14 protein-coding genes are annotated in these 21,463 nt (G+C 65.1%); 3 read left to right on the top strand and 11 right to left on the bottom strand.

All coding sequences use genetic code 11. The features are described from left to right. Positions 1-7 precede the first annotated feature (7 nt). The 9 genes from AC1DOX_RS17470 to AC1DOX_RS17430 all read right to left on the bottom strand — a co-directional run bounded on the left by AC1DOX_RS17470 (position 8) and on the right by AC1DOX_RS17430 (position 17,123). Positions 8-3,784, bottom strand: a complete 3,777-nt coding sequence (locus AC1DOX_RS17470; RefSeq protein ID WP_441618145.1) for a hypothetical protein — start codon at positions 3,782-3,784, stop codon at positions 8-10. Next, entirely contained in the window at positions 3,781-6,324 is a 2,544-nt protein-coding gene (locus AC1DOX_RS17465; protein ID WP_441618143.1) for a hypothetical protein, read from the bottom strand. Before AC1DOX_RS17465 ends, AC1DOX_RS17470 begins: the two co-directional genes overlap by 4 nt. 2 nt (positions 6,325-6,326) lie before the next feature. Continuing rightward, complete coding sequence (locus tag AC1DOX_RS17460; protein ID WP_441618141.1) at positions 6,327-8,585, bottom strand: DUF6603 domain-containing protein; 2,259 nt, start codon at positions 8,583-8,585, stop codon at positions 6,327-6,329. 226 nt (positions 8,586-8,811) lie between these two features. Continuing rightward, on the bottom strand, positions 8,812-10,134 hold the full coding sequence (gene oxlT / locus AC1DOX_RS17455; protein ID WP_441618139.1) for an oxalate/formate MFS antiporter: 1,323 nt from the start codon (positions 10,132-10,134) through the stop codon (positions 8,812-8,814). A gap of 794 nt (positions 10,135-10,928) precedes the next feature. Then, positions 10,929-11,876, bottom strand: a complete 948-nt coding sequence (locus tag AC1DOX_RS17450; protein ID WP_441618137.1) for a glycosyl hydrolase — start codon at positions 11,874-11,876, stop codon at positions 10,929-10,931. A 69-nt stretch (positions 11,877-11,945) separates the two neighbouring features. Further along, positions 11,946-13,907, bottom strand: a complete 1,962-nt coding sequence (locus tag AC1DOX_RS17445; RefSeq protein ID WP_218132713.1) for a di-heme oxidoreductase family protein — start codon at positions 13,905-13,907, stop codon at positions 11,946-11,948. 671 nt (positions 13,908-14,578) lie between these two features. Continuing rightward, positions 14,579-14,869: a hypothetical protein gene (locus AC1DOX_RS17440; RefSeq protein ID WP_441618135.1), complete on the bottom strand. Its 291-nt coding sequence runs from the start codon at positions 14,867-14,869 to the stop codon at positions 14,579-14,581. A 35-nt stretch (positions 14,870-14,904) separates the two neighbouring features. Next, positions 14,905-16,482, bottom strand: coding sequence for an aldehyde dehydrogenase (NADP(+)) (locus AC1DOX_RS17435; protein ID WP_441618133.1), 1,578 nt, complete (start codon positions 16,480-16,482; stop codon positions 14,905-14,907). Next, entirely contained in the window at positions 16,479-17,123 is a 645-nt protein-coding gene (locus AC1DOX_RS17430) for a cysteine hydrolase family protein (protein ID WP_441618131.1), read from the bottom strand. The genes AC1DOX_RS17435 and AC1DOX_RS17430 overlap by 4 nt, the downstream gene beginning before the upstream one ends. A 224-nt stretch (positions 17,124-17,347) precedes the next feature. Here AC1DOX_RS17430 and AC1DOX_RS17425 point away from each other — a divergent pair, with 224 nt between their 5' ends. Then, a complete protein-coding gene (locus AC1DOX_RS17425) occupies positions 17,348-17,845 on the top strand; it encodes a winged helix-turn-helix transcriptional regulator (protein WP_441618129.1) in 498 nt (165 codons plus the stop codon). A gap of 338 nt (positions 17,846-18,183) precedes the next feature. Here AC1DOX_RS17425 and AC1DOX_RS17420 read toward each other — a convergent pair whose 3' ends face one another. Further along, entirely contained in the window at positions 18,184-18,822 is a 639-nt protein-coding gene (locus AC1DOX_RS17420) for a Crp/Fnr family transcriptional regulator (RefSeq protein ID WP_441618127.1), read from the bottom strand. A gap of 186 nt (positions 18,823-19,008) precedes the next feature. Beyond that, entirely contained in the window at positions 19,009-19,371 is a 363-nt protein-coding gene (locus AC1DOX_RS17415) for a hypothetical protein (RefSeq protein WP_441618125.1), read from the bottom strand. Between AC1DOX_RS17415 and AC1DOX_RS17410 the strand changes: the two genes are divergently transcribed. After that, positions 19,370-19,831 (top strand): PRC-barrel domain-containing protein, encoded by a 462-nt coding sequence (locus AC1DOX_RS17410; RefSeq protein ID WP_441618123.1) that lies wholly within the window; start codon positions 19,370-19,372, stop codon positions 19,829-19,831. The two genes, AC1DOX_RS17415 and AC1DOX_RS17410, sit on opposite strands and share 2 nt — an antisense overlap. Positions 19,832-21,231: 1,400 nt before the next feature. Then, positions 21,232-21,435: a cold-shock protein gene (locus AC1DOX_RS17405; protein ID WP_441618121.1), complete on the top strand. Its 204-nt coding sequence runs from the start codon at positions 21,232-21,234 to the stop codon at positions 21,433-21,435. Positions 21,436-21,463: the final 28 nt, after the last annotated feature.

Genomic DNA, 21,463 nt, shown 5'->3' with positions numbered 1-21,463 from the left:
AGTGACATCAGGTCCACGGGGACCAGAACATCGCCGGGAACGATGACAACGCGGCGGGCGTGGCCACGCGGGCGCCCGGTCGCGGCCGATTGGCCCGCGCGCGGGCAAGCAGCCGGGTTTCCAGCACCAGCGCGGCCAGTTGCGCATCCGTCAGGCGCTGGGTGGCATCGGGCGGGACCGCCAGCAACACCGCCTGCGGCGCACGCGACTTGGGGCCGTTGAAGCCGAAGGCAGCGCTGGTGACATGCTGATCCGACGGAATCGCATCGTTCCACGCATCCAGGCAGGCAACCGCCATGCTGTCCGGCAGGGCACCCGGATTCGGCCCGTAGGCCACGGTGACCGGGCCCGTCCGGGTCCATGGATCGGCTGACCCGGACGGCGTGGCCACCACCGCGCGCCAGGGGATCGCGGTCGCATCCAGCTGCCGGGCTTCGAGCAGCGCCAGCCGGGGCCGTACCGCCGCAACGATTTCGAGCCATGTGCGGTCGGTCTCCGGGTGGTCGTCGGCATTGACCGCCGCCACGGCCATGGTGGGTGCGAGATTCGACGGGACGACTGGCAGCACGGGCAGGCGCGGTTGGCCCGCCAGCACGCGGATGGCCTGGCGGAGCCCGTTCACGCCCGGCCCCGGCACCACGGGTGCGCGCGCCTGCAGGCGCGCACGGGCTTGCGCCAACGGCTCTTCATCGCCGGCCTGCGTGGCTTGCCATAGCCGGCATTGCGCCAGGCACCAGTCTCCACTGGCAGGATCGTTGAAATCGATGCCGTCGAAGGTGGCGAGCAGCCCTTGCAGGCGCGTACGCAAGGCCACCAATCGGGCGGACAGGTCAGCCAGCATGGTGTCGCGCAGCGGCGTGGCGGGTGCGTGTTCGTCGTCGCGCCCGTCTGTGGTCCCCGGCACGGGCGGGTTGCTGTCGCCGCCGCCGAGCAGTTCAGCCAGCCGGCTGGCCCGTGCGAGCTTGTCGGCCCCAGACCCCGCGACAACCGGCAGCGTCGCGTCAAGGTTGCCGCGCAGCAGGCGGGTGAGATCGGCATCGCCGAGTGCCAGTGCGTCCGCGCCATGCAGGCCCCGGTCGGCCAGACTGACCGTGTTGGCGCCGATGGTCCAGGTCCAGTCCTGTGGCGGCCCGAGTTCGGCATCGAGCAGGTCTGCGAACGCCGGGTCGGCCTGTAGCGCGGGCGAGGCGGACGGGCCGCGCGCATGGCCCGGTGGCAGCAGCGCCCAGGCCGACACGCGTACGCTGGTGGCCTGGCGCGGCGTGCGGATGGCGCGGAGGTCCGGCGGCGCGCCGAGCCCGGCGGCCGCTTCCATGGCGGCGTTGCCCACGCCCCCTTGCCCCGACACCAGCGCGTGAATGCCATCGGCGACCAGCAGGTCGGCATAGGTATCGAGTGCCGCGTCGCATACCACCAGGGCCGCGCGCACGTCGGCGTCGAAGGCGGGTGCAGGCGGGTCGCCGGGCTGGGGACGAAACAGCTGGCGCAGCACGCGCGCGCCGTCGCAGCAGCGTTGCCCGGCGTGCGTGTCGCGCAGCGGAAACTGCTGGCGCAGCGCGCGCACGGCGTCCCAGTCGCCAACGATGCGTTCGACTTCGAGCCCCAGCGCCTCGTACGGATGCAGGCCCATCCGCACGCGTTCGGCCAGCCGGGCGGCGGCGCGCACCTTGCCGGAATCGATGGCAATCTGCCACCGCGTGTCGCCGGGGTAGCGGATGGCCGCGTCGCGGAGCAACGCCGCCGTCATCGCCTGCGTGGGCGAGGGGGCGTGCAGCAGCCCGGCAGCGGTGGGGCCCGGGGGCAGGCCTTGCCCCGGATTGGCCGCGTCGTAGGGCGTGGGACTGTCGACCCAGCCATAGGCCCCGAGCCGCCACGGCGCGCGTGCGGCGTGGAGCTGGCGCAGGCGTTCAGTCGCCAGCCCCGTGATCCACGGGTCGACGCGATGGCTGGCGGTGTCCAGCGCGGCCAGCACACAGGCAAAGACGTCATGTCCATCGCTGGCATAGACCTCGACCAGACCGATAAGCGCTTCCATGCCGGTGATGTAGCGCTTGGCCACGCGCTGCGCGCCGGCATCGCCCGATAGCAGATCGTTCAGATGCGGATTGGCCAGCGCGCCGGAGTACCCGCGCTGCACGAGCTTCACCAGCACGTCCGTGCCGGCCTGCAGCGGCAGCGGCGCGGTCGGGTCGACGGGCAGGCCGGCGTCCATGGCTTCGCGCGCCTGGCCCACGCTGGCGCGCAGCAGGCATACGGTTTCGAATATGAGATGGCCCAGCAAGCCGAGTTTGCGCTGCCAGCGCAGGGGAAATGCCTCGCTGTCGGTGTCGAGCAGCGCGCGCAGGGTGTCGGGGTCGTCGGCCTCGCCATCGGGCGTGGAGCCGGGCAGGTCGGCAACCTGCCAGAACGGCGCAAGGGGCGCGAGCGGTGTCTTGCGTCCGCCGATGCTGGCGGCCGTCTCGTGATCCCACGGGCTCGGCATGGAGGGCGCAAGGCCGCGCATGGCCTGCATGGCGTTGACCACGGGCAGCGTGGACAACGGCCGCAGCCCCCATCTGCGCGTGGGCGCGTGCTGCCCGAGCAGTTCGACGGCCTCTGCGGCGGAGGCCCCGACCACCGTGCCGGGGTAGACGCAGGCATCGGCCGCTGCGGCGTCCCGCCAGGGCACGACCCAATCGCGGACATGGCTGGCCGTGAGGTCGGGGTCCGACCAGTCAGTGAGCAACGTGGCCGGCAGCAGGCCGTAAGGTTGAGGGCCCACGCGGATGGCCGGATACGGGCCTTCCGGGGAAAGGTACGCGGCGGCCCACTCGGCCAGTTGCGCTTCGGCGTCGCCGGCACCGGTCACGTCGCGCAGCGCATGCCCCCATAGCACCGGCCACAGAGCGCGCACGACGGTCGGGCCGTAGCCCTCGGCAGGCGCGTCGCCACCTTGCAGGGCCACCGGGGCGGCGTCCGGGCCGGCCAGCGCGGCCATCACGGCTGCCGAGGCGCTCTGCGCGACCGGCATTGCACTATCGACGTTCGTCCATGCGGCCGGGTCCGCGCCCATTTCCGCCGTGGCTTCGCCGTCCACGGTGTTGGTGGGCGTGCCCGGCACCAGTACGGAGAGACGGCCGGTCGCGGCATGCATCGCGGCGAGCGGCTCCGGTGCCAGGTCGCCAAGTCCGGCAACGATGATGGCCTCCAGCGCAGGCGGTGGCCCGCCGATCGGAAACGGGATCTCGATCGCAAGACCCGCGGCCCGCGCCTTGTCGAAGGCCGTCCACCAGGTCTGCGGCAGTTCGCCATCCGCCGCAGGCGCTGCGAAGGCCGCCAGCTCCAGGTCACTGAGGATCAGGCCACGGTCGGGGTACATCGTGCCGGCGAGCGTCGGCACGGTCTCGCCAGCCTCAAGGAACCATACGCGCAGCGCGGGTGGCAGGCCGTAGGGCTGGTGGATGTCGGGATAGTCATCGGGGCTGCGCACCGCTTCCGCGCTACGGTCGGCGCGGGGCACGACGCCGCTGGTGTCGATCTCCACCGTGCGCCGCAGCCAGATCGCGCGCTCCATGCCCAGCCGCGCGGCAAGCGCACGCAAGCGCGTGTCGGCATCGTCCGCATACTGGCGCAGCACGTCATCGAACACGTCGAGTTCCTCGGGGGATGGCGGCGCCGGCCGGCGCGCCATCGAGAACTCGTCCGGCCACACGCGCAAGCGCAACCGCCAGCCGGGCCGCTGGCCATCGGGCGCGTAGAAGCGCGTTTCGAGACGCAGCGGCGCCAGGACTTCGACGGTGCTCATGCCAGCCCCAGCTTGCCGATCATCACGCGCACCGGTGGCGCAAAGGTGCCGGAGCCATAGGCCGCGCCATCCGCTGCGGGGGCCGTGGGCATGTCGTGACCGAGATGGCGGCCATAGAAGCGATATCCGGCCGGAGGCTCCTCGAGGACCACCCAGTGTTTGGCTAGCTCCGCCGGCTGCACGTCGAAACCAAAAAACGTGACATCGGCGCCGACCCGGCCCGTGAAGGTGGGGAAATGCTTGCGGCCGTCGTCCAGCGGCACGGCGACGGCCGGCGCCGTCCAGTCCGCGTCGGCCTCGTAGAGATAGACCACCGTGGCGGGATAGCGGCGAAACAGCGGCGTCTGGAACAGCAGCACCGCTTCCAGCCCACGGGCGCCGGGCGTGAATCCCGCACTCCCCATCTCGCCGGCGTCGGGCCAGCTTTTGATCGGCAGGATGTCCAGCTCGCCGCCCGCGCGCTGCCAGAACTTGCGCAGCGGCGACCAGCGCGGCGCGATGGGCAGGTTGCGCCAGCGCAGTTCGCCGAGTGTCTGGTGGTTCGCACCCACCAGGAAACCTTCGACGAACGCGGGGTTGGTGGCCAGCGCCACCACGCGGTCCGCCAGCAGTGCCCCAATGCCGGGCAGCAGCCAGTCGGGGGCGGCGTCATTGAGGAATCGCCACAGTGGCAGATCCAGTTCGGGCTCGATCTCGACCGGGCCGATATCCGAGATGCCCGTCAGCGTGCCCAGCACGCGGCGCACCGCGGGCGGTGGCTCGGCAAACGGGTCGACCGCATCGGCAACGCGCTGCCCCAGCTCGCCGAGGTCGACGGGGCGACACGGACGCGGCCTCCTGCCGAGCGCATCGATCCACGAGCCAACTTCCTCTTCGTTGACGACGGGGGGTGGGCGCCGCACGGCCAGCAGCACGCGGTCCGGGTTGACCTTGCCGTGGGCGTCCGGCACCAGCGCGGCAAACAGCGCGGCGAGTCGATTCAGGTCGTCCAGGCCGCCCACGCCTTGCAGTTGCTGCATCAGGTCGTCCGCCTGCCCGGCATCGGGAAACGCGTGTCGCAGCGCATCGCGTACGGCGCGCGTGGCGTCCTCATGCGGCATGTCCCAGATGGCTTCGGGGTCGTCCGGCGGCGCCGGGCAGGTGGCTGCGGCGTCGAGCAGGCTGCGATAGGGCAAGACGCCATCGCGCGTCAGCGCCGCGCGCGCGGGGCCGGACCGCATCGCCCGGCGCGCGGCCGACGACCACACCGCCGGGCCCATCTGCGGCGTGCGGCCGGTGAGCGCGGACGACACGGTGTGCTCGGTATCCACCGGCATGCGGCCGAGCATGGCGCCGAGCACCGCGAGCTTGTCGACCGGATCCGGCGGCATATGCCGGAACCACAGCGAGCGCGTTGCCTCCAGACCCAGCGCGACATTGCCGACGCGTTCGCGGGCGATGGCGAGGTCGCCGGCGCGGATGGCGGCGGCATCGGCGATGCGGTCCTGCCACGCAATACCGGCCCACGCGCCCAGCCCGGCCGCACCACGTTGGCGCGGATCGGTATGGAACTGGTGGCTCCAGCCTGCGACGGGCGCGGTGCCCGGTGGCGTGAAGGGGGCGTGATAGACGGGCGCGGTCAGCACCCAGCGGCCGGCGGGCGCGGGCAGGGCATCGGCCAGCGCGGCGATCTCCGCAGCCACCCACGGATCGGCGGCGGCGAACGGCACGCCCGCCATGCTCGGTCGTTGCAGGGCGCCCGCCGCATGCAGCGTGGCACTGGGCGGCTCGCCCGGCCCCGGTGGCTTGCGGCGCAGGTAAGTGAGGTCGGCGCGGCCAAAGGTGTCGTCCAGTTCCGTGGCTGCGGGGGTTTGCAATCGGCTGGCGATGTCGCCGAAGTCGCCCGCCTCGCCGGTACGAAAGCTCCAGCTGTCGAAGCATGGCAGCCGCACGGGCTGTCCGGCGCCGGCCGGCCATGCATCGCGCAGCGTGCCGTCCGGCTCCACCACATATGCAGGGACGAGGCAGGCGTTGTACGCCGTCATCGCCTGCAGGATCCTGGGGCTCAGGATGCGGCTGTAGGTCACGCCATCCACCACATGCACGTGCGCCCACAGGTGCGATTGCGCCAGTACGTGGTCGGCCTGCGCCTGCGCGGAGAGCGTGACGCGGCCATCGCGGCCGGGCAGCACGTCTCCGGGCACGCCGACCACCAGCACCAGCCAGGGGCGGATGGCGTTGGGCAGGCGCGGGTCGGGCGAATAGCGCCACGGCAGGTCGAGGGTATCGGCGTGGCTGAACTCGATCAGCGCGCGCTTGGTCGCCTCCGCGTCGCACGCACCTGGGGCGGGAAACCGGCGCGTGGTCACACCGGGGGAAAGGCGCGCGACGTCGCCGGGGCCAAACAGCTCATAAGGCGCGGGGGCCGTGGCCGAGCGCGGTCCGTTCACGCCGACTTCCTCCAGCGCAACGGTTGCGGCAGCTTGCAGCCGGCCCGACACGATGTCGCCGGTGGCGCCGTAGCGCAGCGGGGAAACGTACCAGGAGAAGAAGTCGGCCATGTTCAGATCCCTGACAGGTCGATGGGTGCGAGGAAATCCGCCATCGGCACGGCGCCGCCGGTGGTGTTGCCCTTGGCGAAGGCGTGCGCGGCGGTCGCGCTGGTGTAGCTCGGGAAGTCCGTCGGCGGCACGGTGGCCCAGGTTTCGTGCTGTGCGTGGATCAATGCATCGGTGCTGCCCAGTGCCGGCGCACGCTGGCTGGCGGTGACCAGCCCGCTGGCCGCGACGAGGCTGATGGCCTTGCCCGTCAGCCCGGGCGGATTGGCGGGCAGGACGATCACATCCACATCGCGGTTATCGGTCAGTTTCGCGCTGGTCTGCGGCGCGCCGCTGCCGAGCACGAGGCCGGCATCGAGCACGTCGAAGGGCGGGCGATTGAGTTGTTCGGCCGCGTTGAGATTGCAGTAGTTGCCGGGGGCGAAGCGTTCGGTCACCGGTGAGCCGGGCGTGGTGACGCGCACGCCAACCCGCACGGGCAGCGGCAGGCCGTCCACGCGATCGACCGGAAATCCCAGCGGCGCGCGGCGCTGCGACCATTGCAGCGCGCCCGTGGGCGGAACGGCGGCCACGCCGTCGCGCGTCGCGCGCGGGGCCAGCACCACGGCGGGGTCATTTACGGACGCCGCGCGCACGTTGCCGGCGCGGGTGACTTCCTCCTGCATGATGGCGAGCAATGCGCCCGGGCTTGGCGCCATGTCGGCGGGGCCGCTGCCAAGGGAGAAGGTCTCGTCCCAGGAGATGTCGAACAGAAACGTTTCGATGGTCAGCCTGCCGCGTACCACCAGCGGGCCTGGGCCGGACACGGTGCCATCGAGCCGGACGCCGCCGAAGCTGAAGCCGCCGGCACGCACGTCGAACCCGGCGGCCGCGTTGGCGACAAAGGCAAAAGGCCGGAACTGCACCAGCGCATCGAGTTGCAGGAAGCCGTGGGCGGAGAGGCCCATGAAGATGGTGATATCCAGCCGCCCGCCGAGCTGGATGGTGTTGGTGGTGAAAGCCAGGTAGCCCTCGGCGCGGATTTCGATCAGGCCGCCTGCTTGTTCGAGCGCCAGCCCGACCCGGCGCATCGCGGGCAACTGCGCGGGCTCGGGATTGAAGCCCGGATAGAAGCCGCCAATCGACACCACGGTATAGGCCTGGCTGCCCCAGTTCAGGCGCAGCGCGGCATCGCCAAACACGGAGAAGATGCCGAGCACGTGGCTGTCGACCAGGCTGGCATCCACCGACACCAGCGACTGGGCCGGGTCGACGATGCCAAGGACGTCCAGCCGCAGATGGATCAGGCCGGGCGTCCCCGGAATGCCGGCGCGGGCCACGCCCATCACCACGACTTTTCCGCTGGGGATTTCCACCACCACGCCGAGGTCGAGCGACAGGAAGCTGCCCGCGCCAATCGACAGCCATGCCAGACGCAGCGTGGGGGCGATCAGATGGCGGCCATTGAAGGCGGGAAAGAAGCGCCGCAGGCTGTCAATCAGCGCGTTCGGGCTGGCGGGCGGACGCGTGGCAAACAGCGCGTCGGCCGCCGCGCCGGTGCGCACGGCAATCGTCAGCGCATCGGTCGCTGCCGTGCGGTGCACGCCGATCAGGCCGCCCACGCGGTCCAGCGAGAAGCCAAATGACAGCTGGATCGGCGGATTGAACGACACGCCCACCACCGCCATGAAGGAGGGCTCGCCGCCAGGCAGGCGCTCTAGCACCGCCGAGGCGCTGATGGAGAGGGCGCCCAGCGGCACGTTGAGCGTGCCGCCAAAACCGGGGGCATCGGCCAGCCGGACGATCGACCCGCCACCGGGCAGGCCGCCGCCCAGGGGCGAGGCCAGCGAGGCGCCAATCCCCGAAGGCTGATAGGGGCCGACGGTCAGCGCCGGCAGGACGGTGCCATCCGGCAGCCTGGGCTGCAGCACGAGCGATGACGATGAAAACGACAGCCGAAGCGGCCCGAGGGAGACGTCGCCATGCAGGCCTTCGGGGCTGTCCCAGCCGAGCGAGCCGGCAAGGTCGCCCAGCCCGGGAATATCGGGCAGGCCATCGAGCAGGTATTGGCGAAGCTGCCCGGTCAGCTTGTTGCGTGCGGTCTCCCAGGCATCGGTGGCGGCCGACCACGCGGCGACGGAGGGCGGGTTGGCGGCCATGTCGGCCAGTTGCTGCGCGGCGGCGGCAAGGGCATCCAGCTCGGCGGTGGGTGCGGCAGGGCCAAGCACTCGCCGCAGGCTGCTTCCCAGATCGAGCGCGTACTGGCTGACTTCGCTGGTGGCCATCGATGGTGCCCTCCGTCGTGGCCGCAGGATTCGCCAGACTGCGCGGCGCAGGATCTTACAGAGTGGAACGCGCTGGCGAGGAAAGCAAATTAGTCTTGCTTAACGCCGAAGTTCCGGGCACTTAACATTGTTCAGTCCGCTATGAGGAAGCGGGGTCCGGCCGTGCTGAATCGGGCACATCGCATGGATCTGCGTGCCGCGATGGGACACAGCCGGACCCGGCCGATCAGGCGCTGACCGCCGCGCCTGTGGCGGCCGTCTCCTTGGCGAAGAGGCTTCTGGACTTCGCCACATGCGAAGCCAGCACCGGACGCAGCACCATGATCGCGAGGAAGGCGGCGGTCAGGTCCATGGCGGCGACGGTGTAGAGCACCGTCGACCACGTGCCGGTGGCCTCCATCATCAGGTTGCCGATCGGGACGAACAGCGCACCGATACCCTTGGCGGTATAGAGCACGCCGTAGATCTTGCCGATGTGCTTGGTGCCGAAGGCATCGCCGGCCAGCGCCGAGAACAGCGAATAGACCTCGCCCCAGGCCAGAAACACCACCCCGGACAGGATCAGGAACGCGTACGGATTGCTGCCGAAATAGCCGAGGGCGATGATGCCGATCCCTTCCAGCGTGAAGGCGATGACCATGGTCTTTTCCCGGCCGATATGGTCGGAGATCCAGCCGAACAGCGGACGCGAGATGCCGTTCATGACGCGGTCAAGCATCAGCGCAAGCGGCAGCGCCGCCATCACGAAGAAGTGCAGGTCCACCTGGAACTCCTTCACGCCCAGGTCCTTGGCGATGACGCCGAGCTGCGCGACAGCCATCATGCCGCCGGTGACCACGAGGATGAACATCACCAGCATCAGCCAGAACAGCTTGGTGCAAAGCGCTTCCTTGAGTGTGTAGTCGCGCGTGGCCTGGACGAGTTTCTGCGAAGCCCTGACCTCCGTGGGTTTGGGCGAGCGCAGGAACCACGCGGCAACAAAGGCGATGGAGCCTTGCAGGATGCCGAAGAAGAAGAACGTGTCCTGGAAGCCCGACGACTCGATCATGGCCGCGATGGGCAGGATCGTGGCAGCCGAGCCCGCGCCGTAACCGCCAGCGGTGAGACCCACGGCAAGACCACGGCGATCCGGGAACCACTTGAGTGCGTTGTTGATGCAAGTGGCATAGATCGAGCCCACGCCGATACCGCCGACGGCCGCGCCGAAGTAGAAGCCCATCAGCGTGGTGGCCTGGGAATTGATGACCCATGCCGCGCCGATGAACAGCGCGCCAAAGGCGACCATCAGGCGCGGGCCGAACTTGTCGATGAAGTAGCCTTCGATCGGCGCGAGCCAGGTCTGGACCAGCACGAAGAGTGTGAAGGCGACCTGGATCTGCGCGCGAGGCCAGCCGTAGGTGTCCTGGATCTCGGGGACGAACAGCGTCCATGCGTACTGGATATTCGCGGTGGCGATCATGCAGATTACGCCCACCGCGAGTTGTAGCCAGCGGGTTTTGTCGGATGCCGGCTGATGCGGGCTGAGCGCCGCCGTGGAGGGATTATTCATGGCGCGCTCCCTGGGTGGACGGATGCTTCCTGTCCGACGATTCAAATCGACACAGGGACGCACGGCTCCCTGGCTGGTATTTAGCCATTTTCATTTTATGCCTCCGATTTCTTGGTTGCGACGTCCGCTTTACGAAAAGGAATGAATCGCATGCCAACCCGATTAATTCAAAAGGGCGGTCGAATACAAAGTATGTGATATACCAGCTAAGTCAAGCCGAAGACGCGGCAGGGTTTTCACTCAATCCAGTGATTAATGGAATCAATAGCGAGAGCCCAAATCCGGTGGTTATCAATAATCCGGGCAAAAAAAAAGCCCGCTGGCGCGCCGGCGGGCTGAGGCACGCTGCGTGACACCAGTCCGCAGCCTGTGATTTCCATTTATAGGTGAAAGCCAAACGCTTTTTGGCAATTCCCCGTCAGATGACAAAAACGTAATCCAGTAAAATGACAAACCTGTAATCTTTCGATCCATTTTCCGCGCGCGGTCAAATCCGATCTTCTCTGCGCGACAAAACAAGCCTGCGGAGAAAGGATGGGCTTTATGGTTTACCACGACGGAGATTATTGAACTCGATCGATTTATTCCAATACACATGCGGTGGAAGTGAATGGAGTCATGAATCAGGTCGTCGAATGCCGACCAGATTGGGGCGAGTGCGTATGCCGGGCAGGCGGGTCGCCCGGCGCATGCCGGGCGATTTCCAGATGGGTATGGTGCCCGCGCCGTGGCGCGCGGGACCAGGAGGGAGGGAGGGAGGGAGGGGGGAGTCGCGTGCTGGCGCCCGCGCCGAATCAGTACGGCAGCGTCAGGTAGTAGCGGCCAAGCGCCGTCAGCTGTCCGTCGGCGGCAAGCAGGCTCGTGAAATGGACGTCGTTGTTCCATCGGCCCGTGAACCAGGCATACCGGAACACATCGGGGCGCTGCTCGCAGGTTGCCACCATGTCCTGCATTTGCTGCTTCTGCTTGTCTATCGTGTCGATCTGCGCGCCATCGTTGTTCGAGTGCCAGTTGGCAAACTCGGTGACCCAGAACGGTTTGCCATACTTGGCAAGGCGGTCGAGCTGGCCGCCCAGGCCATAGTCGTACCAGTGGAAGGCGAGGTAGTCGATCTGCGGGTCCCGGTTGCCGTTGGCGGCGCGATACGCCGTATAGAACGCGTCAAGCCACGTCACCGGGTCCTGGAAGCCGGGCATCGTTCCCCATGTCACGGTAGGGCCCACCAGTTTCACCCCGGTATGGGCGGCGATGCTCTCGTAGCGAGGCCACGCGGCAGCGGCGGCTGTCGGCGTCAGGTTGGCCTGGTCGACGAGATTCGGCTCGTTCATCAACAGCAGATACTTGATCTCCGGGTGGGCGTGCAGATAGGTCTCCACGGCGGCGGCGTTGAAGCTGTCGTTCCAGAGCATGGGGATGTAGTCCATGCCATGAGCCGTCTTGACGTTCGCAGGCGCCGCGGCGTTCGGTTGCGATGCCCAGTTGTACCACCAGGACACACCGGGGGCGAGGGCGGCGAAGTCGGCCGCGCTGGCCAGATCGTAGGCGATCCCGCGCTTGGCGCTCTTTTGAATGGTTGTGGGCGTCCCCGGCGGCGTGGCGGGTGTGAGGCCGCCGCCGCCATTGCCGGAGCTTGCGTTGCTGCCGCTCGTCGAGGCGGCATCCCCGCCGCCACCGCATGCCGTCATGGCGAATGCCATTATCAGGGCCAACACGCCGTGGCCGATCACGTTACGCACACTCATTGAAAATTCCGAGAGAGAACTGTGTGAGCCTGCTCACCCCGGTTTGCGGGGGTGAGCAGGCAAGGCGGATTACAGGGACTGCAGGAACGCCGTGATGGCGTCGCGGTCGGCCTTCGAGAGCGATTCATAGCGCGTGCGGCTGTCCGTCGCCTCGCCGCCGTGCCACAGGATGGCTTCCGTCATGTTGCGCGCCCGGCCGTCATGGAGCAGACGCACATTCGCATCGGCGCCCTGCACAAAGCGCAGCGATCCGATCCCCCACAGCGGCGCGGTCCGCCATTGGGCAGGATAGGCGCGGCCTTCGGACAGCGTGTCAGCCAGGTCCGGACCCATGTTGTGCAGCAGCAGATCGGTGTACGGATGAATCGTCTGCTCGCGCAGCTCTGCAAACGGGTGCGTATTGCCGGTCTTCATGGTCGGCGTGTGGCAGGCCACGCAGCGGACCTGCGCAAACAGGTCGCTGCCGCGCGCGATCTGCGTCGGATTCACGTCATGCTCGGGCGATACCCGAATACCGTCCGGGAATCCGCTGCGCAGCTTGCGCTGGGCGGGCACGCCGATGAGCGACAGATAGTTCGACAGGCGCTGCAGCTCGGTCTCGCTGACCGAGGAGGGCACGGTCGACCCGCGGCAATCCGGCGCACCGCGCTGGCAACCCCGATCCGGGAAGATCGGCGAGGTGACGCCCATGTCCTTGAGCAGTGCGTCCGCTACCTGTTGCCGGATGCTTCCTTTCGAAGCCTTCCAGCCAAACCGGCCCAGGTGGGTCCTGCCCGTTTCGGGGTCGATCACGAAGTTCGGCGTGCCCTTGATGCCGTCGCCGTTGGCATCGGTCGGATCGGCGAGGCCGAGGATCGTCGCCTCGGGAATGGCCTCGAGCAAGCCCATGCCGATGACCTGCGGCGCCTGGCGTGTCGAGAAAACCGCTGGCGTCGGCCCCTTGAACGCGTAGACCGGCTTGACCAGTTCCACCTTCTCGCCATCGGGCAAGGTACGCACTATCGTCTCGTACGACTTCACGGTCACGTCATAGGCGGGCGCGGCGCGGTCCTGCGCGTGCTGTTGCACGTTGAAGCCATAGACCGGGTCCGCCTTGCCGTCGGCGGTTGCCGTCAGGAAGGAGATCGTGTCGAGCGTCGCGCCAATGCCCGCCGCCTTGCTGCGGCCGTTGTTGGTGTGGCACTCGATACAGCGCGGCTGGTTGTAGCGCGGACCGAGCTGGCCGATGTGCGCCGTGAATACCGGATTGTCCTTGTCGTGCTCCGAGTGCGTGCCATCCATGAACGATGTGTGGAACAGGCGGCGACCCTCGACAAACCGCTGCGTATTGGCAATGCCGATATTGTTCGACATCTGCTGGAAGACCCGCATCGGCTCTTCCGAATAGTTGTACGAAATACTGGCCAGGCCGCCCAGCAACGTGTCGTCGGGCAGCGGCTCCGAATCGAGGTTCGGCGCAATGCCGTACCACGGCCGCATGCCCACGCCGACGACATAGAGCTGCTCGAACGAGTAGTAGCGGCTGCCGCCGCCATCGACGACCGGATCGCGCTTCAAACGCGGTGCAGGTGCCAGTTCGACCTTGTCGCCGATCTTCAGCGGACTATGCGGATCCGTGCGCCAGTTGGAATCGAACACCATCATGCAATCTTCGCGTGGCTGACCTTCGCGGCAGATCGGCAGTCCGCCTTCCTTCGGATTGTTGAATCCGTAGTTCAGCGACCAGCCGTAGTCACGCACGGTGGGATCGAGCACATTGCGGAAGAGGCTGAATGTCGTGCCGTCGAAAATGCCCTGGTTCACACGCAGGTAGACCTCGATGCGCTGTCGCCCGGCGGGCACGCCATCGCGGATTTCCAGGCCAAATGTCCGGTTCTGAAAATAGAACGTCGGAAATGTCAGGTAGCGGCCCGGACCGGCATCGGGCGCATCCCATGCCTCGCCGCGTTCGCGCGCGTGGCGCTCGGTCGGGCGGGAGCCCATCAGCGTCACGAGCGTGCCATCGGGTTCGCGGTACTGGATCTGCTCCATGGCCGGCGTATCGGAGGCAAACAGCGGTGTATAGCCCAGCGGCTCTGCTGTGGACGACGTCGAAGCGCCATCGCCACCTCCGCCACCACACGCTGTCACAAGGAGAATTGCGGCCAATAGGGAGGCCGGCCCACGGAGGTGAGCAAGGTATTTCATGACGTTATTGACCCTTTCTTTTTTATTTGGAAACGTCTAGATCGATGTATTGCTATTGCATACCCGGCGAACGCGTTTCAGTTCTTCTGTTCGCAAGATTGGGGCCACCATTCCCCGTGGCCGCCGCGATGATGAACAACGTCCAAATAGATGTCAATTGACATGTTCTTGCAGGTAAAGCGACGATTTTTGTATGTCTGGTGACGGAAATTGTCATCCGAATTGTCTGCATCATTTGTCTGCATACCCATTCGCGATTGGCCTGAAGCAGGCACGCATTGGCAGCTTTAAAGCGATGCTTTCAAGGGATGTTGTTGTTTCATTCCGCGTGGATGCGGCATCTGACACCAATACACATGGTGTTTGTGCTTGACGCGGATAGTGGTCAGCGCGGAGTGGCCTCGGCGCTCGGACATGACCTGCTGGGCGCAGGCAGTGTTGCTGTTAAGGAAACAGCCGAACGCCTTTGATGCCAGCCGATGCTTCGGCGATATCAAAGGCAATCCTGTCAATTGCTACGCAGCCCTGGGCCCGAAACCCGAGTATGGCTTCAGTGCGATGACCGTCGGAGGCTGCAGAAAGCCGGATTTCACCAGGGGCAGGGCGGAGAACACGGCGTCCAGCGATTGCGCGTCTTTGCTCTCCGCGAGGATGCATGCGCCACCATCGCCGCGCAGCCAGATTTGCCTGACGACGCCATCGAGGTAGAAGTGCCGGATGAACTCCGACTCGGCTTCCCGCGTTTCCGGTGTGGGAGCATCCGGGGGACTGGGGGTGGTGCGGGAAACCAGAGCAAGATATTGCATGGGATCTCCTGAGTTGGACTCGTTCGCGGGGTGAATCAGGCCTTCGACAATGCGCCGTCTGTCAGGCGCCAGAGGCCGCGCGGATTGTCATGCTTGAGCGCTTCCGGCAATAGCTCGTCCGGGAAGCCCTGGTAGCAGACGGGCCGAAGGAATCGCTCGATCGCACTCATGCCAACCGAGGTGAAGCGGCTATCGGACGTGGCGGGAAACGGGCCGCCGTGAATCGACGCGTCGGACACTTCCTGCGGATGCGCGAAGGCATTGATGACGATGCGACCGGTGCGGCGTTCGAGAATCGGCAACAGTCGGGCTGCCAATGCATGATCGGCTTGCTCGATCTGCATCGTCGCGGAGAGCTGGCCGCGGAAGTGCCGGGCGATGGCAACCATCTGATCGATGTCCTTCACGCGCACGAGCAGCGCCGCGGGGCCGAAGACCTCCTCCGACAGCGAAGGCGACTCGAGCAGGCGCGCACCATCGACCTCAAACAGGAGCGACTGGCCATCCCACGTTCCTTGCGGTTCGCCACCCATTGCAATCTGCTGCGCGCCGGCGCTGAGTTGCCGATCCACATTCCGGCGATACATCGTGGCGATGCCAGGCGTCAGCATCGTCCGGGCGTGCATGGCTTCGATGCGGGCAATCAGCGCCTGCTTCATTTCGCTGAAGCCGATGCCGTCGATGGCCAGCAGGATCGCGGGCTTCAGGCAGGCCTGACCCACCGTCACCAGCATGCGCTCGGCAAAGCCGTCGCCGATGTCCTTGCCGCGCGAGAAGAGGGCGGCCGGCAGTACGAATGTCGGGTTGACGCTGGTCATCTCGGTGAAGACGGGGATCGGATCGGGACGCAGTTGTGCGCGCCGGAACAGCGCCATGCCACCACCTTCGGAGCCCGTGAAGGTCACGCCCTTGATAAGCGGGTGCTCCACCAGCGCCTCGCCGATCTCGTTGCCATCGCCGCGTAGCAGCGAAAACACGCCTTCATGCAGAGCCGCGTCCTTTACGGCCTGCTGGATGACGCGGCCCTGGATCTCGGAGGCGCCGGGATGGCCGTTGTGCGCCTTCAGGATGACAGGGCAGCCGGCGGCCAACGCCGATGCGGTGTCGCCGCCGGCGACCGAATACGAGATCGGGAAGTTGCTCGCACCGAAGATCGCAATCGGACCCAGCGCGATCTTCTGCATGCGGTGATCCATGCGTGGACGAGGCTGGCGCGCCGGTTGGGCCGGATCGATCGTTGCCTGCCGAAAACGCCCATGGCGCACGACCGTCGCGAACTGGCGAAACTGGGTCGCCGACTTCGCGGCCTCTCCTTCAAGCTGCGCGACGGGCAGGCCGGTTTCGAGCGACGCACGTTGGGCCAGCTCGGACGCGACGGCGTCAAGGCCGTCGGCAATGCGCTCCAGGAACGCTGCGCGGACTTCGAGACTCGTGTTGTTGTAGCTATCGAATGCGTCGTCGGCCAGCTGCGCGGCGCGATCGACTTCGGCTGCGCCGCCGAATGCGAAGGCGGGTTCGATGCTCAGGTTTGTCGCGGGATTCAGGGCTTTCATGCTGCCCGCGGTGGCGCCCGCTTCCTGCTCGCCAATCAGCAAATTACCGGTGAGGTTCATGCTTCGGCCCCTTGCGATACGGCGGGAAGGGCCGCGACCAGCTCGGCAGTCGTCAGGATTTCATGGGCGAAGGTCGGGCCGTTCAGATGATGCGCGGCGTGCATCATTTCCTTGTGGAAAGCGGCGGTGGCATCGCGCACGAGCGTGACGTGGTAGCCCAGTTCCATGGCAAAGCGGGCCGTCGATTCGATGCAGGTATTAGCCAGCAAGCCCACGACGATCACGTGTGTGACACCTTGCTGCTTCAGCTGGAAGTCGAGATCGGTATTGGCAAAGCCGCTCTGGCCCCAGTGTTCCTGGACGATGATGTCGCCATCCTGCGGGACGAAATCGGGATGCCATTCGCCACCCCACGTCCCCTTGGCAAAGGTGTGACGCTGTTGCACCAGGCGTTGCGTCGGATTCGGGTGATCCCAGTTGTCGTAGTCGCCCGGCTGCCAGCGTCGATGCGGCACATAGAACACCTGGATGCCACGCTCGCGCACGGCGGCAACCGAAGCGCGCAGGTTATCCAGCAGGCGGACGTCGTCGGCGACATCCCGGAGCATCGGAAACAGCTTGCCACCGTCGGAGAGAAAATCGTTGTACGGGTCCACCAGCAGCAGGCCGGTTCGCTTCGCGGGATACACAGGTTTGGACATCTTCGGTACTCCATTCAGAGGAAATGTGCGAGCGAAGTCGCATCTTGCAGTGGCGCCTGACTGCTTGTCGGGGGATCCGTGACGTCTCACGCATCGGTCCTGGGAAGTATAACTATGAAAATCATAGTGTCAAGAAAGACAAGGCTTCCAGGGTGATCGGCGGGGCTGTTGTCGTCAGCGCGCACTGTGCTACTATGAAAACAATAGTAACTACGGGAGCAGTCGTGGCACGTGCGACGGAGAAGACAACTACGGTGTGCCCGGTGGCGCGCTCTGTCGATATCGTTGGCGATCGATGGACCACCCTGGTGCTCAGGGAGCTGTACATGGGCGCAACGCGTTTCGAGGAAATGCAGATCCAGACCGATGCCACGCCGCAGATGCTGGCAACGCGTCTGAAGGCACTCGAGGCCGACGGCATGATCGAGCGCCAGCCGTATAGCGAGAAGCCGCTGCGTTATGAGTACCGGCTGACCGAGAAGGGTTGGGCCTTCTATCCAGTGATCTACGCGCTACGGGCGTGGGGAGAGCAGTGGTGCAAGGAGAAGGGCGAGGAACATGCGATGCACTTCGTCCATCGGGAATGCGGTCACGATGTCGGCCTGGCCAGCGTGTGCCCGCACTGCGGCAAGGCGGTGGAGCGCGCGGACCTGGAGGCTACGGTGGGCAGCGTTTTCGCGACGGAACGGGCGGATCGGCGCGCGGCGTTCAAGACCAAGTAAGTCGGATTTGATCGGAAGCGAGCTGCTTTGCGGGCAGGGCGGACGGCCGGGGGGGCGGCAACGAATCGTCGCCGTTCGACCCGAGGTAGGCGACTTCCGTAGCCGACCCTTAACGGGCATCTGCGTTAGCCTTGGCGAATGACCGAAGCTGGCGAGAGGATTCAGCCGGTCAACGCAACGGATTGATGGAATCGTTCAGCCGAAGTGGCAATCGCGAAATGTACGGTCCCTCGAGAACCTACCGGATCCGTGAGTGGCGATGCTTCCAGAAGAGGCCGCTGCACGAAGCACATCGAAACGCTTGAATGAATGCCAGCGCACTGCGCGCCAAGACATCCTCAGATTGCGGGCTCATCGGGCAGTAGCCGGTCGAACTCACGTTTCACTACTGCATAGCATTCACATACGTTGCGCTCCAGCGCGGGCCTGTCCAGCACTTCGATGTTACCGTGGCTGTATCGGATCACGCCCGCGCTTTGCAATTTCAACGCGGCCTCGGTCACTCCTGAACGACGCACTCCAAGCATATTGGCGATTAGCTCCTGCGTCATTTTCAGTTCGTTGGACGGAAGTCGGTCGATGCTTAGCAATAGCCATCGACAAAATTGCTGCACGATCGAGTGATGCCGGTTGCAAACGGCTGTCTGCGCCATCTGGGTGATCAGCGCCTGGGTGTACCTGAGGAGCAGGCGCTGGATGGGGCCACCACGCGTGAATTCCTGCTTCAGCACCCGAGCGCTCAGTCGGTAGCCCACTCCCGCGCTTTGCACGATGGCCCGGCTTGGCGTSGTCTCKCCSCCCATGAATATTGCGATACCGACAATCCCTTCGTTGCCGACGATGGCGATCTCCGCGGAGGCACCGTCCTCCATGACGTAAAGCAGCGAGACAATTGCAGTCGTCGGGAAGTACACATGGTCTAGCTTGTCGCCGGATTCGTACAAGACATGGCCCAGCGGCAAATCAACCCGGGTCATGTGCGGTGCAATTCGGGACCACTCCGCTTCCGATATCACGGACAGAAGGTGGTTTGCCTTCGGATCATGAGTAGACGGCACGTTGCACCTGGAGGATTTGGCGATGCACGGCTAGCTGGGTCGACGACGGGGCCTCGTGCGATCGCGAGAGGTTGGGATCTAGCGCCAAATATACGTCGAGCTTCGTCACTTGAAAAGCGCCTCGTTCGACTCAAAAGCGCGCGGTAAAGCACCCCGAGAGCAGACGCGCGTAAGACCCCGGGCCGGGGAGAGCTGTTCGGCATGGAATGACGGCGTAGCCAAGAAGACGTCGTCAATCGGCATGACTGGATCAACGACGATTTGTCTTGCCATTGGATCGCGGGGATTTTGTCCGTCGGACACAATATGTCGTCCTCCGTGCCCGCTATCGTACCGACCGCAGACCGGATTGGTGTCAGCGTCCATTTGTTGACGCCCACCCAGGCGCAAAAGTCCGCGAAGAATCATGGTGATCATCCATGATGATCTGACGCGTCGACTTTTCACCAAGTTCAGGAGCAGGTCCATGAATCCCTATAACCTCAACGGCGACAGTGGTAACCCACGCGCAGTGATTCTCGGCGCCATCGATCCGGAGAACCCAGGTCCAGGTCCATTCGTGATGGCTTCGGATACGTTGGAAGACAACCCCGTCATCGGCCCCGGCGGCGACAAGCTCGGTACGGTTAATCACATCATGCTCGACGTGGTCAGTGGGCGCGTTGCGTATGCCGTGCTGTCCTTCGGTGGATTCCTCGGGTTTGGCGAGAAGCTGTTCGCAGTGCCCTGGTCTGCGCTGACGCTCGATACGGAGCGCAAGAGTTTCGTGCTGGGCATCGACAAGGCGAAGCTTGAGGCCGCACCGGGATTTGATAAGGACCACTGGCCCAGCATGGCGGATCCGCAGTGGGGCACCAACATTCATGAGTACTACGGTAGGTCACCGTACTGGAAAGACTACCGGTACGAACGAGAGGCCCATCCGTGATGCCCGTACGGATCCTGGAGTAACGCGAACTGGGAAGGCCAAGGTCATGGCCTATCATCAAGAAGTCACACCTCGAGCTTGTTCATCAACAGGACATCTATGAGATACGTTTCTGTACCAACATTCCGGACGACGCTTCTGCGAACACAAGAGAATCGCCCGCCCGAACAACCCGGTGAGGCCCGGAAGACCACTCAGCCAGGTCAGGCTGATCCGAAGAGCAAACAGGTTGCGGATCTGAACGGCGACGATTCCGGGCAGTGGCTCCTGCGGCGACGCCGTTAACGTCATCCCGTTGTCGAGGAACACCGACACCAGATATTTCCCTTTGGCGATCTCGCCATGACGCGTCAGGCATCCCCTCCTTTGCAGGGTTCGTCAGTCGGAGAAGGCGTGTGTGTCGCAATGCTTGATGACTCGCCGGCCCCATGCGTAGAGGGTGTTATTCGTATCTGGATGGAAAAGGGCCGGCGTCGTGTCCGCCTTCACCTATCTGCCAGGCCCCACGTGGCACGGTTGAGTGTGTTCGGCCGATGCGGGCCGGTACGAGTCACCGGTTCATCGCTATGGCCGGACGCATCTGGATCGATCCCATGTACGGTGCACGGTACCGTACAGATTTGCGAGACGATCCCGCCTAAAGTATTTGCAGATGTCACTCCCCATTGCGAAGAACGCATCGCCTGTGGCGACACTTACGGCGACCAGGCAGCAGGGAATCCATCACAACTTGTTGTATTGGTGGCGTACGCAAGCCCATATCATTGACCACAAGGTGATCGTCCATTCGGACTCGCTGGGAGGCTGGTATTTTACGGAAATGGACGGGAACGCCAGCTACCGCTTCGGGCCCTTCGCATCATCGAAGCTCGTCAATGAACTTGTACCAGTACTCTTCCCCGGGATACCGGTGTTGGACCGACTGGACCCGTCTTCCGTTGTGGATGACGCAAGCACGATGCTCCGCGGCAATGAGGATCGTGGCGAGGCCGTCCGGCGACGACGCCATCATTGAGTAACGCGCGTGTTTTTCTGGCGCGACCCTTTCGTCCCTCGTCCACCCCGGCCGAGGGATTTTTCTTATGCTGTATGCACCGATGCGGCGCGTTGTCCAGGAACTTGGCGGCGTCAGCTCGCCTGCACACCGCACCAAGGATGGCATGGTTGAATGTTCTGACGGGCGCTTGCGCCCGTCATCCAAAGCGACGCCTTCTGCGGGCACAGCCGTATGATTCGTAAGTTAAGTTGACCCGCACAGGTATGACCTGTATAACCAATCGAGCAGGATCCTCAAGCAGACCTCAGAATTTTCTGGCGATCGCCACCTTTCCTTGTTTCTTCCTTGACTATCGTGCCTCGTCGGCGTTTTTGCCATGCGAGAACATTTAGGAAATCCAAACATGGAAACCGGTACTGTAAAGTGGTTTAACGACGCCAAGGGCTTCGGCTTCATCACGCCTGATGCGGGCGGCAATGATCTTTTCGCCCATTTTTCCGAAATCCAGGGCAATGGTTTCAAGTCCTTGCAGGAAGGACAGAAGGTCCGCTATGTGGCAGGCGTCGGTCAGAAGGGGCCAGCTGCGACGAAGATCCAACTTGCCTGACCAGGCTGGGCAATATCGAACGAAAAGC

The organism is Cupriavidus sp. 01L415, assembly GCF_056400065.1.
The sequence above is the reverse complement of the archived record's forward strand: the minus strand, read 5'-3'. Positions and strand labels throughout refer to the sequence as shown.